The 15,381-nt window shown below is 63.0% G+C and carries 14 protein-coding genes and 1 tRNA gene; 6 read left to right on the top strand and 9 right to left on the bottom strand.

The features are described 5' to 3' along the window. Positions 1-44: 44 nt before the first annotated feature. The 5 genes from ACFE70_RS04090 to ACFE70_RS04070 form a co-directional block, all read right to left on the bottom strand. Positions 45-620 carry a 50S ribosomal protein L25/general stress protein Ctc gene (locus tag ACFE70_RS04090; RefSeq protein ID WP_375416445.1) on the bottom strand — a complete coding sequence of 192 codons (576 nt, stop codon included), beginning with the start codon at positions 618-620 and terminating at the stop codon, positions 45-47. 72 nt (positions 621-692) lie between these two features. Then, positions 693-1,061: a hypothetical protein gene (locus ACFE70_RS04085; RefSeq protein WP_375416444.1), complete on the bottom strand. Its 369-nt coding sequence runs from the start codon at positions 1,059-1,061 to the stop codon at positions 693-695. 4 nt (positions 1,062-1,065) lie between these two features. Continuing rightward, the gene (locus tag ACFE70_RS04080; protein WP_375416443.1) at positions 1,066-1,719 is read right to left on the bottom strand and encodes a hypothetical protein; all 654 of its coding nucleotides are present in this window, start codon (positions 1,717-1,719) and stop codon (positions 1,066-1,068) included. 67 nt (positions 1,720-1,786) lie between these two features. Further along, positions 1,787-2,716 carry a ribose-phosphate pyrophosphokinase gene (locus ACFE70_RS04075; RefSeq protein WP_375416442.1) on the bottom strand — a complete coding sequence of 310 codons (930 nt, stop codon included), beginning with the start codon at positions 2,714-2,716 and terminating at the stop codon, positions 1,787-1,789. A 101-nt stretch (positions 2,717-2,817) separates the two neighbouring features. Continuing rightward, positions 2,818-2,890 (bottom strand) — tRNA-Gln (locus tag ACFE70_RS04070). A 341-nt stretch (positions 2,891-3,231) separates the two neighbouring features. Between ACFE70_RS04070 and atpD the strand changes: the two genes are divergently transcribed. Together atpD and atpC are read left to right on the top strand one after the other, a co-directional pair. Next, positions 3,232-4,737 carry a F0F1 ATP synthase subunit beta gene (gene atpD / locus ACFE70_RS04065; RefSeq protein ID WP_375416441.1) on the top strand — a complete coding sequence of 502 codons (1,506 nt, stop codon included), beginning with the start codon at positions 3,232-3,234 and terminating at the stop codon, positions 4,735-4,737. Between the two features lie 118 nt (positions 4,738-4,855). Further along, positions 4,856-5,101, top strand: coding sequence for an ATP synthase F1 subunit epsilon (gene atpC / locus ACFE70_RS04060; RefSeq protein ID WP_375416440.1), 246 nt, complete (start codon positions 4,856-4,858; stop codon positions 5,099-5,101). 231 nt (positions 5,102-5,332) lie between these two features. Here the strand turns inward: atpC and ACFE70_RS04055 are convergent, their stop codons facing one another. Beyond that, positions 5,333-9,166, bottom strand: coding sequence for a PKD domain-containing protein (locus ACFE70_RS04055; protein ID WP_375416439.1), 3,834 nt, complete (start codon positions 9,164-9,166; stop codon positions 5,333-5,335). Between the two features lie 310 nt (positions 9,167-9,476). On the opposite strand from ACFE70_RS04055, the gene ACFE70_RS04050 reads away from it, so the two are divergent. The 4 genes from ACFE70_RS04050 to ACFE70_RS04035 all read left to right on the top strand — a co-directional run bounded on the left by ACFE70_RS04050 (position 9,477) and on the right by ACFE70_RS04035 (position 12,665). Next, positions 9,477-10,607: a trans-sulfuration enzyme family protein gene (locus ACFE70_RS04050; RefSeq protein ID WP_375416438.1), complete on the top strand. Its 1,131-nt coding sequence runs from the start codon at positions 9,477-9,479 to the stop codon at positions 10,605-10,607. A 203-nt stretch (positions 10,608-10,810) separates the two neighbouring features. Further along, the gene (locus ACFE70_RS04045; protein ID WP_375416437.1) at positions 10,811-11,917 is read left to right on the top strand and encodes an AI-2E family transporter; all 1,107 of its coding nucleotides are present in this window, start codon (positions 10,811-10,813) and stop codon (positions 11,915-11,917) included. Positions 11,918-12,037: 120 nt separating this feature from the next. Continuing rightward, positions 12,038-12,268 carry a hypothetical protein gene (locus ACFE70_RS04040; RefSeq protein WP_375416436.1) on the top strand — a complete coding sequence of 77 codons (231 nt, stop codon included), beginning with the start codon at positions 12,038-12,040 and terminating at the stop codon, positions 12,266-12,268. Beyond that, positions 12,258-12,665 (top strand): PIN domain-containing protein, encoded by a 408-nt coding sequence (locus ACFE70_RS04035; RefSeq protein WP_375416435.1) that lies wholly within the window; start codon positions 12,258-12,260, stop codon positions 12,663-12,665. Before ACFE70_RS04040 ends, ACFE70_RS04035 begins: the two co-directional genes overlap by 11 nt. A 20-nt stretch (positions 12,666-12,685) precedes the next feature. Here the strand turns inward: ACFE70_RS04035 and ACFE70_RS04030 are convergent, their stop codons facing one another. The 3 genes from ACFE70_RS04030 to ACFE70_RS04020 form a co-directional block, all read right to left on the bottom strand. Continuing rightward, a complete protein-coding gene (locus ACFE70_RS04030) occupies positions 12,686-13,867 on the bottom strand; it encodes a DegT/DnrJ/EryC1/StrS family aminotransferase (protein ID WP_375416434.1) in 1,182 nt (393 codons plus the stop codon). Positions 13,868-13,930: 63 nt separating this feature from the next. Then, entirely contained in the window at positions 13,931-14,677 is a 747-nt protein-coding gene (locus ACFE70_RS04025; RefSeq protein ID WP_375416433.1) for an acetyltransferase, read from the bottom strand. Between the two features lie 9 nt (positions 14,678-14,686). Beyond that, a complete protein-coding gene (locus tag ACFE70_RS04020) occupies positions 14,687-15,364 on the bottom strand; it encodes a sugar transferase (protein WP_375416432.1) in 678 nt (225 codons plus the stop codon). Positions 15,365-15,381 lie beyond the last annotated feature (17 nt).

The following is a 15,381-nucleotide window of genomic DNA, read 5'->3' as shown; positions in this document are numbered from 1 at the left end:
ACATCACAATTAATCAGCACCATCTGCTCAGCACCATCTGCGATTTATTTGCCGGCGGCCAGCTCGCCCTTCAGGGCGCGTGGGATGGCGACGGTGGCAATCGGGGCCTGCGGGCTGGTCAGGATGGTGTAGTTCTTGGTCTGCACCGAGGCCACTTTCACCGATTTGCCCAGCTCCAGGTCAGAAATGTTTACTTCCACGTAGTCGGGCAGGTTTTCGGCCGACGCTTTTACGCGCAATTTGCGCAGCTTGCTTACCAGCTTGCCGCCGGCCAGCACGCCCGGCGAGACGCCCACGTACTTCACGGGAATGTCCATCTTCACTTCCTTGCCGCCCCCGGCCAGCTCCAGGAAATCGACGTGCAGCAGCATTTCGTTCACGGGATGAAACTGCGCTTCCTGCACGATGGCGCGGTAGGTGGCGCCCTCAATGTTGAGATCCACGATGTGCGCCTCGGGCGTATACAGCAGCTCGCGGAACAGGATGGCCGGCACTGAAAAGTGCACTGCCTCCTCGCCGCCATACAACACGCACGGTACCTGGGCGTCGAGGCGCAATGCCTTGGCGTCCGTCTTACCGAGATTCGCTCTTTTAAACCCTACAATCTCGAGGCTTTTCATAAAAAGAATTGGTTTGGAATGAGTTACCGCCCCAGCATCCTTATGCCGAAACGGGCCGCAAAGGTAGGGTTTTTACTTGGTGGCAGCAAGTGTGGGCAGTAGCAACTTCAAGCTTTCCCCTACCCCCACCGCGACCGCCAAGCTCAGCAACGTGCCCAGTAGCACATACTCAGTCTGCTTCCGCGCCTGTTGGTCACTGACATGCAGGATTGATTTAGCCGCAATCAACAGCCCAACAGCATCATAGTAATTTGCCAGGATGAACGTCAAAATAATAAGTCGCTCGGTGCAGCCAATCCAGAATCCCATGCGCTTAGTGCCTTCATCGGTAGGAAATGAGCTTCCGCCCACGTATCGAATGAGCGAGCCAATGAGCCAACCAGCAGGTGATGCCAGAAATAGGTAAGCCGCAGTGGCAATCCCGTAATCAAGCCGCGTCATGGAGCTAGGATTTGACCGTATCGGTGTAGTAAGTAAGCAGCATTTCCAGAGCAGTCCAGCCAGTCTGCTTGAGGCGTTGAGAATAGGCTGAGCGACCAATACCTATCTGGCCAGCTAGCCATTCCTGGGTTTGCTGGGGGTAGAAAAGCTTAAGAAGCACTGCTTGGTTCTGAGCTGGGGTGCACCGGCTTAATAGCTCATCAGCTAAGGCTAGCCCCATGTTGATTGCTTGCGTCCAAGCTATTTCTATAGACTCGAAGACAAGCTGGGAGCCGGTTCGCGAAATTGCCTTCAGTCCGCGGCCAGAGTAATCAAAAGCTAACCCTCCGGATTTAGCTAATGAACTGGGATGAAGCAGCGTGACAGCGCCTATCGCAATACTCAAGCGGCAATTAAAGCGATAGGTGCTACCAACTTTGCTTTGAGACAAGCAGAAGCATTTTATTAGCAGTGCTGCTCGTATAGCTTCCTTATCATCAAGCAAATAAATTTGGAAAGAGTCGCCTTGAATGGTTTCGGCCCGTAGCAACTCCTTGCGTCGCCATATTCCACGTAAATCAGTAAATAGACCTCTCAACAGCTCATTGAGCTGTTGCTGTCTTTTCGGCAAGGCTAGCTTACTCGAACTGATTATGTCCCCTGTGATAATAACAGGCATAGTTCGAAGTTAGATAATTGTCTAACATTCGCCAAAGTTAGACATTTACTTAACATCGCCGTGTCTCTTACCCAAACAGCGAGCTGATGCTCTCGTGCGTGACCACATTGCGGATGGCGTGGGCGAACAGCTCGGCCAGGGAAATGACGTGAATCTTCTCATTGGCCTCGCGCTGCGGAATCGTGTCGGTTGTAATCAACTCGGTGAGCACGGAGTCGCGGATGCGCTGATGGGCCGGGTCGGAGAGCAGCGGGTGGGTGATGACGGCGCGCACCGACTTGGCGCCGCGCTCCATCACCAGCTCGGCGGCCTTGCAGATGGTGCCGGCCGTGTCGACCATGTCATCGACGAAGATGACGTTGGCGCCCTTCACGTCGCCGATGACTTGCATGGAGGCAATTTCGTTGGCTCGCAGGCGCATCTTGTCGCAGACCACGATTTCGGCACCGAAACGCTTGGCCATCGCGCGGGTGCGCACCACGCCGCCCACGTCGGGCGAGGCGAAAATCAGGTTGTCCAGGTTCAGCGACTTGATGTAGGGCGCCGTGACGGTGGAGGCGTCGAGGTGGTCGACGGGAATATCAAAGAAGCCCTGAATCTGGCCCGCGTGCAGGTCGCAGGTCATCAGGCGGTCGGTGCCCACGCTCTGGATGATGTTGGCCACGACTTTGGCGCCGATGCTCACGCGGGGCTTGTCCTTGCGGTCCTGGCGGGCGTAACCCATGTAGGGCATCACAATGTTGACCTTATGGGCCGAGGCCCGCTTGCAGGCATCCACCATCAGCATCAGCTCCATCAGGTGCTCGGCGGGCGGGAAGGTGCTCTGAATCAGAAACACCTCGCAGCCGCGCACGCTCTCGTTGAAGCTGGGCCCCATCTCCGAGTCGGCGAAGCGCTGGAGGGTGAGGTCGCCGAGGGAGCAGCCGTAAGCGGCGGCGATTTTGGCTCCTAACTCCGTGGAGGCGCTGCCGGTGAAGATTTTTACTTGCGGGTCCATGTGCAGAAGGGGGGGTAGGCGAAGGGAATAAAAAGCGAAAGGCGCCGACTTCCCCTTGTCGGAGAAGGCCAGCGCCTTTTGCTTTTACGTGAGCTTTGTCGTTGTCCGACCAGGGCTCGAACCTGGACTTTCTTGAATCAAAATCAAGCGTGTTGCCAGTTACACCATCGGACAAAGTCCCAAAGGCGGAGGAGCCGTTTGGGAGCGCAAAGGTAAGCGGCGAAAAATTTAAGGCCAAGAGGTGTGGCGAAATTTTTTGTAGGTAAGTCGAAAGGCGGTCATGCTGAGCTTGCGAAGCATCTGGCGCGGGAAAGTAATTCAATCGTTGTTCTTTCATCATGGGTTAGTACTGCCCGCGAGATGCTTCGACAAGCTCAGCATGACCGTCTTTCGGCTAGCTTACTTTACCGGGCTCGGCGCCAAGCGCCTTCGCGCGTACCTTGCAAAAGCCCGCCCGGCGCCGTACTTTTGCACCCGGAAAGAGCTTCCTCTTTGATTTACTTAATGACATTATAATGGCGAATACCGGCAAAATCACCCAGGTCATTGGTCCCGTCGTGGACGTGAGCTTCGCGGGTGAAAACGCAAAGCTGCCTAATATCCTCGATGCCCTCGAAGTTACCAAGGACAATGGCCAGGTGGTAGTGCTGGAGTGCCAGCAGCATTTGGGCGAAGACCGCGTGCGCACCATCGCGATGGACTCGACCGAGGGCTTGACCCGCGGCGCCGAAGTCCGTGACTTGGGCTCGCCCATCTCCATGCCCACCGGCGATGGCGTGAAAGGCCGGCTTTTCAACGTTATCGGCCAGGCTATCGATGGCATTCCGCAGCCCCGCAGCCAGGCCCGGCTGAGCATTCACCGCGGCGCGCCGGCCTTCGAGGATTTGGCGACGACCTCGGAGGTGTTCTTCACTGGCATCAAGGTGATTGACCTGCTGGCGCCCTACGTGAAGGGCGGCAAAATCGGTTTGTTCGGCGGGGCGGGGGTAGGGAAAACGGTGCTGATTCAGGAGCTTATCAACAACATCGCTAAGGCCTATTCGGGCTTGTCGGTGTTTGCGGGGGTAGGCGAGCGCACTCGCGAGGGCAACGACCTGCTGCGCGAATTCATCGAGTCCGACATCATCCGCTACGGCACCGAGTTCAAGCATTCGATGGAAGCCGGCGGCTGGGACCTGACCAAAGTGGACATGGCCGAGATGGAGAAGTCGCAGGCCACGCTGGTTTTCGGGCAGATGAACGAGCCGCCCGGCGCCCGCGCCCGCGTGGCCCTGTCGGGCCTGACCATCGCCGAGAGCTTCCGCGATGGCGACGGCACCGGCGCCGGCCGCGACATCCTGTTTTTCATCGACAACATCTTCCGCTTCACCCAGGCCGGCTCCGAAGTATCGGCGTTGCTCGGCCGGATGCCGTCGGCCGTGGGCTACCAGCCCACGCTGGCCACCGAGATGGGCGCCATGCAGGAGCGCATCACGAGCACCAAGCGCGGCTCCATCACGTCGGTGCAGGCCGTGTATGTGCCGGCCGACGACCTGACCGACCCGGCCCCAGCTAACACGTTCGCTCACCTGGACGCGACGACCGTACTAAGCCGCAAAATCGCCGAGCTGGGCATTTACCCCGCCGTGGACCCGCTCGACTCGACCTCGCGCATTCTTTCGGCCGAGGTGCTGGGCGCCGAGCACTACAACACCGCGCAGCGCGTGAAAGAGATTTTGCAGCGCTACAAGGAGTTGCAGGACATCATCGCCATCCTGGGCATGGACGAATTGTCGGAGGAGGACAAGCAGACCGTGAACCGCGCCCGTCGCGTGCAGCGCTTCCTCTCGCAGCCCTTCTTCGTGGCCGAGCAGTTCACTGGCCTGGCCGGCGTGCTGGTAGATATCAAGGACACCATCCGCGGCTTCAATGAAATCATCGACGGCAAGCACGACCACCTGCCCGAAGCCGCCTTCAACCTCGTCGGCACCATCGAGGACGCCGTGACGAAAGGTGAGCGCCTGATTGCGGAAGCGAAGTAATCCCGTTTGTCATGCTGACGAAGGAAGCATCTTATCACAGCTGCTTTTGTCAGAAATAATAACCCGAGCGGCGCGAACGTGATAAGATGCTTCGCAAGCTCAGCATGACAGAAAAAATATGCATCTCGAAATCATCACCCCTGACCGGAAAGTATTCGCGGGCGAAGTGTCGTCGGCCAAATTTCCGGGGGTAGGCGGGCAGTTTGAAGTGCTCGACAACCACGCCCCGCTCATCTCGGCGCTGCAGGCCGGCGACGTAATGCTGACCGGTGCTACCGGCCGCGAGGCGTTCCGCATCAGCGGCGGCGTGGTGGAAGTGTTGCGCAACAGCGTGATAGTGCTGGCCGAGTCGGCGGGCGCCTGAGGTCGGGCTTCAGTTAAGCGAAAAAAGCCTTTCCTAATAACTAGGGAGGCTTTTTTTGTATCCGCTCATTGGTAGCTTCTGAGTTGCCCGCGGCCGGCGCCGGCCGGCGCCGACCCTTGGCCGGGAACAAGGGGAGTAGGGAATCTGGCAAGCAGCGCCCAAGCCGCCTGGCTTAATACAAAAAGCCCTGCCGCACAGCGCGGCAGGGCTTTTTGTATTAAGCCAGGCGGCTTACTCCACTACCACGCGGCGCGAGTAGAGCTGCCCATCGGCCGTCTGGCAGAGCACGGTGTAGAGCCCGGCCGCTACGGGCGAGGTGAGCACGCGCCGGGTGCTGGCGCTAGGATTTAGTATCAGCTGGGTCTGGTAGCTGACGCGGCCGAGCGCGTCGAGCACGCGCACCGTGGCGGTGCCGCGGGCCTGGGGCAAATCCAGCGTGAGCCGGGCGCCGCCGGCCACGGGGTTGGGAAAGGCTTGCAGCGCCGGCGAGTCGGCTTGGGCACGCGTGGCCAGCGCAGCGGTATTATCCACCCGAATATTGCTCAGGTAGAGATTGTTGCCGAACTGATTGTAGGCCACGAAGCGCAGGTAAATCTGCTGGCCCAGGTAAGCGTTCAGGTTGACGCTCTCCTGGCGCCACTGGCTCGTGGCAGTCGGCGTGTAGGGCGTGCTGGGGCGCGGCAAGGCCGTGGCCAGCCCACCCGGCTCGCCCGTGGCGGACTTCAGATAGACGCGGGCCAGCGGCGTGCTGGTGCAGGCCGCGTACACAAACACCGCCAGCGAGTCGTTGTAGTCGGCCACCGGGGTAGCCGGGGCGTAAGCCAGGTCGAAGCGCAGGTTGGCAAGGGGCTGCCCCCGCAAATCAAACGTGGGCGACTGCAAGGAGTCGCGGCGGCCCTGAGCTACGTAGTTGAAGAAGGGCATGAGCACGGCCGTGCCGCGGGTGCCGTCCTTGAGCAGCGTGTTGGGCGCCGCGGTCCAGGTCAGGTCGTTGTTAGGGTTGAGCACGCCCCAGGCCGCGGGGATGCCGCTGGCGAAGTTCTCGGCGTAGGGCACGGCCAGGGCCGCGCCCTGCACCACCACCGTGAAGGTTTTGGGGCCGCTCTCGCCGTTGGCGTTCCGGGCCACCAGCGTCACGGTGTAGGTGCCGGCCGTGGCGAAGGTCACGGTCGGGCTCATCTCGGTGCTCGTGGCGGGCGTGCCGCCGGCGAAGGTCCAAGCGTAAGTGCTGGCGCAGTTGGTCGACAGGTTAGTGAACCTGATGCTGCTGCCGGGGCAAATCGGAGCCTGCCGGGCCCGGAAGTTGGCCGTCGGCTTGACGTCCGAGATAACCACCACGCTCTCCGTCGTGCGGGTCGAGCTGCCGCTGGCGTTGGTCACGGTCAGGGTGGTGCGGTAGGTGCCGGCCGTGTTGTAGGTCACGACGGGGTTGGGGTCGGTGCTGGTAGCGGGCGTGCCACCCTCGAAGGTCCAGAGGAAGCTGGTGGGTGCAAACAGCGCGGCGTTGGTGTACTGCACGGTGCTGCCGGGGCACAGCGGCGTCCCCGTCGAAGATGAGCTGAACTGCGCCACCGGCGCCTGCACCACATTGGCGCCGCTCACGGTTACGTCGTCGAAGGCCCGGCCGCCGCGGGCCGCCACGGGCGCCGTATCCACCTCGCCCTTGCCGAAGTGCTGGAAGCGGATGCGCACGTCGGCGCCCAAGGTCAGGTTCTTGCTGGCAGCAAACTCCGTCAGGTTCACCGTCACGGTCTGGTAGCTGGTGGTGGCGGCCGTGCCGGTCAGCGGCGTCAGGCTAAACCAGTTCACGCCGTCCACGCTCAGCGCCACGCCGTCGACGTTGGGGTTGCCGGTGAAGGTTTCGGCCATAGCCTCGTCGGTTTCGCCCGCGAACTTCTTGTGTTTGAAGCTCAGCACCCAACCGCCGGGGGCTGCGGCGCTCAAATTGAGCCGCAGAGAAGCAATGTTGCGGCGCTCCGACACACCGACGGCGGCCAAAATGCCATCCATCACCAGGTGGCCCGGCCCGGAAGCCGGCCCGAAGTCGTTGCGCACCAGGATGCGACCGTAGGAAGCGCCTTGCAGCTCCCAGGCCCGCGAGAGTCCCGGCGTGTCGAAGGTTTCGGCGAACGGACCCGCGGCGGGCGTCTGCGGGCCAAAGATGGCGTCGTAGGCGTTAATCAGGCCGGCGCCGGCCAGCGCGTCGAAGCCGGCGGCGCCGATGTCGCGGGCCGTGTTTTTGAGGCGCTCATTCACTTGCACAGGGGTAAGGTTGGGCTGGGCCTGGAGCAGCAGCGCCGCCACGGCCGCCGCGTTGGGAGCTGCCGCCGAGGTGCCGAAGAACAGGAAACCATCCTTGGGGTCCTGGCCGTCAAATTTCTGCCCGAAAAATGAGGTGCTCACCCCGTCAATAGAGGTAAAGTCGGGCTTGGCGCGGATTTCGGCGGCGGCCAGCGGGCTGCCGTCGGGATTAAACAGAAAAACCGGGGCGCCTTTGGACGTGAAATCTTCCGTTACCAGCCGCAAGTAGGCCGGCGCCGCCGCTACCGAGATGTTGCCGATGGCCGCGTGGTGGCCCGTGACGGTACTGCTGCGCGTGAAATATTCGAGTTGAATGCCCCCGTCGTCGGGGTCGTCGGAAATAAGGTCGCCGTAGGAAATATACTTCACCCGCGCCGGGTTGGCCGTGCCGCCGTAGCGCACGATAACCAGGTCAAATTCCGTGTCCGTGTCGTTGTTGTTGGTGTAGGAAATGCCCTCTACCGGCGTCTGGCTGGCCAGATTGTCGTCGTTGCTGATGGCCACTGTATCGCCCCGGAGCACCACGCCGTTAGAGCGGGTCTTAATCAGGTACATGTCCAGGTCCGACTTGACGCCGTCGGTCGTATAAAACGGGTCGCTCCACTGCAAAATCGGGAAGAACGTGGCACCTTTGGGAATGCTGAAATGCTGGCGCGTATCGGAAGCGCCGGCCGCGGCGAAGCTGGCACCAAAGTCCAGCTCGGCATCGGCGCCGGCTTCGGCCGAGACGGGCTTGAACACCGGCGAGACGTACTCGCAGGACTCGTCGGCGCCATTACCAGCCGAGCCGAAATACGTGACACCCAGGCGGTTGCTGGCCTCATTTACGGCCTGCGCCACCACGCCATCCTGAAACATGGGCTCGGCCAGGTACGAGATGTCATCAACGATGATGTTGCAGTTGCCCAGCGTCGGGTCGGCCAGGCGCAGCATCTGGTCGGCGAAGTCAGCCTCACCCCGGAAAATGGCGCTGAACGCCTTGCCCGCGCCGGGGGCCAGGTCGTGCACCAGCTCAATCATGGCCCGGCCCTCGTCGGTGCCCTGGCCGGCGGCCCGGTCTTGCAGCACTTGCACGTCGGCGGGCAGCTCGCCGGCCGTCACGCCGGCCGCCGCGCCGCCGCGGGCATTATAGGAGTCGCTCATCACCCCGATGCGCTGGCCGGCGCCGTCGTAGCCGGTGGGGCGGGCCGCCCGCACCCGGTTCACTTGCAGGCCGTAGTCGGCCTGGTTCTGGAAGCGGCCGGCGCTGGTCATGGGCTGCCAGATGGCGCGCACGCCCAGCAGGCCCTGGCCCGTGAGCGCCCCGATGCCAGCGGCGCCCGGCGCGAGCTGGCTCAGGGGCAGCTCACCCTCGATGAAGTGCAGCTTGCCGCGCTCGGCAATCGTGACGAAGCCACGGGCTTCGAGCGCCGGCCGCAGGGCCGCCACGTTGCGGGCCGTGATGCGCACGAGCACCACCGAAGGGCCGCTGTTGCTGCTCGCGCTGCCGCCGGCTGCGTTTACCGAGAGCAGCGGGAAGGCCGTGCGCAGGGCCGTGGTGGCGCTGGCCGTGCGGCTGCCGCCCAGCCCGGCACCTTGCGCGTACTGAAACAGCTGCTGCAAGTCGCGGCTGAGGGGCGAGTGGTGGGTAGTGCGCAGCGCGGCCACGGCCGGCGGCTGGGCGGCCCCGGCCCGGTGCAAATCCGGGCGCAGCGCCGGCGGCGACTGCGCCAGCAAAGGCATCGACGCCAGGCTCATTCCCAAGAGAGTCAACAGGTGTTTCATGGAAAGAAAGAAAAGGGTAGAAGATAAAAATTGACCAACTGCAAAGCTACTCTGATTCGGTATTATTCAACTAAAACCTGCTCTATTTCTGATTTTTAAGCAACAGGAAGCGGGTGTTTTTACCTGACTCATAAAAAGCCGCATTCCCTACCCCCCTTTCGCCCGCTGGGCGGAGGCAGGGCGGGGACCAGGAAGATTCGGTGGGCGGTGAGCCAGCGCTAGGGCCCGAAATGACGACTGGGCCGCGCGGGCCACGCGGCCCAGTCGTCATTTCGGGCCATTTTTAGTAGCAACCCGCTTCTTTTGCCTTATGATAATTAATCCTAAAATCACGCCCATCTATCAGACGTCGGTGTTCAAATTCGCGGACCTCGACGACGTGGAGGCGTATTTCAGCGAGCCCGGCAGCCGCTACCTCTATTCGCGCAACGGCAACCCCAACGCCGAGGAGCTGGCCGCCAAAATCAACGCGCTGGAGGAGGGTGCCGGCGCCGTCGTGACGGGCTCGGGCATGGCGGCCATCTTCGCGGCCATCTTGTGCTATTGCCGGGCCGGCGACCATGTGCTCTGCGCCGAGGACATTTACGGCGGCTCGGCTGCGCTGCTCAGCCAGGAGCTGAGCCGGCTGGCTATTACGGTGAGCTATGTGCCGTTTGCCGAGCTGCATAGCGCGGAGGCACTGCAAGCCTATTGCCAGTCCCGCACCCGGCTTTTGCTCTGCGAGACGATGAGCAACCCGCTGCTGCGCGTGGCCGACCTGCCGGCCGTGGCCGGCGCCTGCCGGGCGCTGGCAATCAAGCTGGTGGTCGACAACACCTTTGCCTCGCCCGTGCTCACCCGGCCGCTGACCCTGGGCGCCGACCTGAGCTTGCACAGCATAACCAAATACCTGGCCGGCCACTCCGACGTGACGGCCGGCGCCGTGGTAGCCGCCGACCCCGCCGATGCTGCTCGCCTGTGCCAGATTGGCGCGACTGTGGGCCTCACCATCAGCCCGCTGGAAGCCTGGCTGGCCGCGCGCGGCCTCAAAACGCTGCGCCTGCGCCTAGCTCAGCACTGCGCCAATGCCCAGCTCGTCGCCGATTTTCTGAGCCAGCAGCCGGCGGTGCGGCAGGTATATTACCCCGGCCTGCCGGCCCACCCAGAGCACGCGCTGGCGGCGCGGCAGGGCGCCGGCCGCTTCGGTGGCATCGTGACCCTGCGCCTGGCCGACGAGCGCGCCGCCGTCAACAGCTTTATGCGGCGCACCCGCCTGTTTCCGTTCGCGCCCTCGCTGGCCGGCGTCGATTCGTGCTGCTCGCACCCGCTCACCACCTCGCACCGCGCCCTGACCGAGGCGCAGCGCGCCAAGCTCGGCATCAGCCTGGGACTGCTGCGCCTGAGCGTGGGCGTGGAGGACGCCGACGAGCTGCTGGCCGACCTGGCGCAGGCCTTGGAGTAGGGGAGGGGGGTAGGGCAGTAGCGCGGACTTTGTAGTCCGCGAGTTGAACAATTGTCGAACAATCTAAAATCGCCCATTCGCGAACTACAAAGTTTGCGCTGCTGCCGTGCGGGAAAATAAGCCGGGCCGCATCGCCCCGGAAAGCCATAATTCGTATTCCGAACGGCCAGCGCCGCGCCTGGTCAGCTTTCCTACCCCCCTCTATGCAACCAACCTCCCTTACGCCCGAACCCGAAGAAAATATCTTTTCGCCCCCGCAGCGGCACCTGCTGCTGATTTGCTCGCTCCTGGTGCTGGCCGCGCTCATCCTGTTCGGGCTGCTCCAGTACCTGACTTCTTTCCTGGGCGCGGGCATTCTCTACGTCGTGCTGCGGCCCATCTTTACGGCGCTCGTGCACCGCCGCGGCTGGAACCGCACGCTGGTCACGGTGCTGCTCATTCTTCTCTCGCTGGTGGTGCTCATCGTACCGTTCTACATGCTCACGACGCTGCTCATCGGGCGCCTGGCGAATCTGTCCCGCAACACCGACCAGATTCTGGCCGTCGTCCACCGCCTCGAAGACCTGACCAAGTTCAAGATAACGGACCCGCAGAACACGCGCCAGCTCTTGCAGCAGGGCGCCACGCGCGTCAGCGGCTGGCTGCCGTCGCTGGCCAGCGGCCTGATTCAGTTTATCGCCATCGTGGGCCTGATGCTGTTCACGCTCTACTTCATGTTTTCGCAGCAAGAAGCGTTCTTGCGCGGGCTGCACCGCTACCTGCCTTTCCGCGAGAAAACCCAGGAAGAGCTGAGCGAGTCCTTGAAAAACAACGTGAACGCCAACGTGCTCGGCCAGGGCCTGCTCACCATCATTCAGGGTGCCCTGACGGGCCTCACGCTCTGGATTTTCCAGGTGCCCGACCCGCTGTTCTGGGGCCTGGTGGCCGTGTTCGTGGCCTTTATTCCGGTGCTGGGCACGCCGCTGGTCTGGGGGCCGGCGGCGCTCTATCAGTTTGCGCAGGGCCATCCGGGGCTGGGCGCGGGCATTCTCATCGTGGGCGTGGTGGTGATTATTAACGTCGACAATGTGCTGCGCATCTACCTGGGCAAGAAGATGGGCGACATTCACCCCTGGATTACACTGGTCGGCATTATCGGCGGCGTCGAGGTGTTCGGCATCGTGGGCCTGGCCATCGGCCCGCTGCTGCTCTCCTATTTCATTGTCCTGATGCGCGTGTTCGAGCGCGAAAACCGGGTGCTGGCCAAGCACGTGCCCACCACCACGCCATCGGTGGAGAAGCTCACGGAGGGGGTAGGGGCCCGCAGCTGAGGCGGGTTGCTGACCGGCGAGCTGGCTTACTTGAGCTAAGCCCGATGTTGCGCCCGCCGGAACCGCGGGGCCGGGTGACGAAGTTTGTAGCTTGCCCTTGCTTAACATCCGCTCCTTGCCATGCCTATTGAAATCATCTCCGATTCCGACATCATTCCGCCCCTGCGACCGGGCCGGATAAATGAATATTCAACCACAGACATTAAGCGCTGGGGTGTGCAGCGGTTTCTTGATACTGTGTGCGGCAAAAAGCCGCTGGAGATTCCTGACCTCGGATTTACCGAGGAGGAGAATCGGTTGATGGACGAAATTCTGCGCGAAGAGCGCGAAGCCTCCGCCCGTGGTTTGTGACACGAATTTTGTCATCGCGCACATTCGGTGGCAGCAGGTGTTGCCCACACAAGCTATTTTGCCAGTTGTGGTGGTTGGTGAGTTAAAAGCGTTTGCCTTGAAAAATAACTGGGGATATCAGCGCGTAGCATTTCTACAGCACTTGATTGAAAGCTACCCGGTGGCATTCGTGCGGCAGCATCTTACTGATTATTACGCTCGGCTAGATGCCTACAGCCAGGGCAAGCTGCTGGGCCAGCCGCTGCCCGCCGGCCTGAGCGCCCGCAACATGGGCAAGAATGACCTGTGGATAGCGGCCACAGCGCTGGATTTAGATTTGCCCCTGCATACCGCTGATAATGATTTCGACCATCTGCCGGCGCTGGGCTTGCAGCTGGTAAAGGAGCTGCCACAGTAGCGCGGACTACAAAGTCCGCGCTACCTTTTTCCTACCCCCTCCGCCAGCGCCCCGGCCACCCGTTGCAAATCCGCCTCCGTCAGGGCCGTGCCGCTGGGCAAACACAGGCCGCGGGCAAACAGGTCTTCGCAGACCGCGCCGCCATACATCGGCGCGGCCCGAAACAGCGGCTGCAAGTGCAGCGGCTTCCAGAACGGGCGGCTCTCGATGTTATGGGTTTCGAGGTGCTGGCGCAGGGCTTCGGGCGTGAGCGGGGGGGTAGGGAATTCGCCGGCGAGAGAGTCGTCGGCGCCCGCGAGCAGGATGGTGGTGAGCCAGCGATTGGCGTGGGCGCCGGGCGGCTCGGCGGCGGGTGCCACGGCCAGGGACGGCGCGAGCGGACGCAGGTGCTGCTGATACCAGCCGCAGATTTCGCGGCGCCGCTTCACGCGCTCGGCCAGCAGCTCCATCTGGCCGCGGCCGATGCCAGCCAGCAGGTTGCTGAGGCGGTAGTTGTAGCCAACTTCGGAATGCTGATAATACGGCGCCTCATCCTTGGCTTGCGTGGCTAGAAAGCGGGCTCTCTGGGCCAGGGCAGCATCGTTGGTAACCAGGACGCCGCCGCCGCTGGTCGTCAGAATCTTGTTGCCATTAAACGAGAAAATCCCTACCCCCCCGAACGTGCCCAGGGCCCGGCCCTGGTAGTGGGCGCCCAGCGCCTCGGCCGCGTCTTCGAGCACCGGAATGCCAAACTCCGCGGTCAAAGCCAGGATTTCCGCTAGCTTGGCGGGCATCCCGTAGAGGTACACCAGGATGAGGGCTTTGGGCTTTTTGCCGAGTCTGATTCTATCTATGATAGCCTCGCGCAGCCGCGTTGGGCACAGGTTCCAGGTATCGGCTTCGCTGTCGATAAAGACGGGCGTGGCGCCCAGGTACAGAATGGGATTGGCCGTGGCTACAAACGTGAATGAGGGGCACAGCACCTCATCGCCCGGCCCGACGCCGAGCAGAACCAGCCCCAGGTGAATGGCCGCCGTGCCCGACACCAGCGCCACGGCGTGGGCCGCGCCCGTGGCCTGGCAGATGTCGGCCTCGAAGCCCGTGATGTTGGGCCCGGCCGGCGCTACCCAGTTGTCCTCGATGGCCTTGTGCACGTAGTTCAGCTCGTGCCGGCCCAGGTGCGGCGGGGAAAGGTAAAGCCGGTCGTGGTCCTGACTGCGCATTTGTTTGAGCTGTGAGTTATAAACTATGAGTTACGAATTGATTATTAATCAGGTAGATACAACTCATAATTTATAACTCATAATTGCCTTCGCCGGTACACCCACGGCCGTCACGTCGGCCGGCAAGTCGCGGACCGCGACGGCACCCGCGCCCACAATGGTGCGCGCGCCGACCCGCACGCCCTGAATAACGGTGGCGTTGGTGCCCAGGTACACGCCCGCCGACAGGTGGGCGCCGCCGCCCACGTTGGCGTGCGGCATGAGGGAGCAAAAATCATCGAGCCGGGCGTCGTGGCCCACGGTGCAGCCCAGGTTTAGCAGCACGAAGTCGCCCAGCGTCACGTCCGTGGTCAGAATGCAGCCCTGCTGAATCAGGCAGCCCTGGCCTATTTGCAGGCGCTGGTAGGGCTGGCAAGCCACGCCGGGGTGAACAAGGCTGGGAAAGCACAGTTCGGGTCCAGCGGCCCGCAGGCGCTCGGCCACGGCGGCGCGGTGGCGGCCATTGCCCACGGCAATGGCCACGTGCAGGGGGGTAGGGAGGTTGGCCGCCCGGCCCAGCGCCAGCAGGTCAGTGCTGGTGCCGCGGTAGGGCAGGCCCAGCCGGGCGGGGGCGGCGGGCGGCTGGTCGTCGAAAAAGCCGAACAGCTCCCAGGTGGGCGCCGCCTCGTTGAGTTGGTGGGCCAGCGCCAGCACCTCGCGCCCCAGCCCGCCCGCCCCGAAAATAGCCAGGCGCGGCCGGGCAGCCGCCGGCGCCGGTGGGCTGGGCGCGGCGGTATTGGCGGGAGAAGGGGGGGTAGGGAGCGGGCTCATAGCAGGAATTCAGGCACGGCGCGCGGCAGCCGGCGCGGCCTTGCCGGGCGGTCCAACGGCCGATGAGGCCGTGCCCGTGAAGGCCGGCATGGTGGCCGCGCCGGTCGCGGCTACGCCGCTGCCGCGCAGCACCCGGCCAGCCGTGCGCCAAAGAATGCGCAAATCCAGGGCCAAGGACACGTTCTCGACGTACCAGATGTCCAGCTCAAACTTTTCTTCCCAGCTGATGGCGTTGCGCCCGTTCACCTGGGCCCAGCCCGTGAGGCCGGGCCGCACCGCGTGGCGCCGCGCCTGCCGCGCCGAATACAGCGGCAGGTACTGCGGCAGCAGCGGGCGCGGCCCGACCAGACTCAGCTCGCCGCGCAGCACGTTCCAGAGCTGGGGCAGCTCATCAAGAGAAGTGGCCCGGAGCCAGTGGCCCAGCGGCGGCAGGCGCTCGGCGTCGGGCCGCAGCTGGCCGGCCGCGTCGCGGGCCTGGGTCATGGTCTGAACTTTATAGAGCGTGAATAGCCGCCCATCCTGGCCCGGCCGCGCCTGCCGAAACAGCCAGGCGCCCCGGTTTTGCCCCGCCGCCAGGCCCGCCGCCAGCGCCAGCAGCGGCAAAGTCAGCCCCAGCAGCGGCCCGGCCAGTGCCAGGTCGAGCAGGCGCTTGCCGCGGCGACGGTAAAAGGAGTTTTGCGTTTCCAATGCTGAATTTTGGCCTG

The sequence above is a fragment of the uncultured Hymenobacter sp. genome, assembly GCF_964243305.1.
Lineage (GTDB): Bacteria > Bacteroidota > Bacteroidia > Cytophagales > Hymenobacteraceae > Hymenobacter.
Note: the sequence above shows the minus strand (reverse complement) of the source record. Positions and strands in the feature narration are given on the sequence as shown.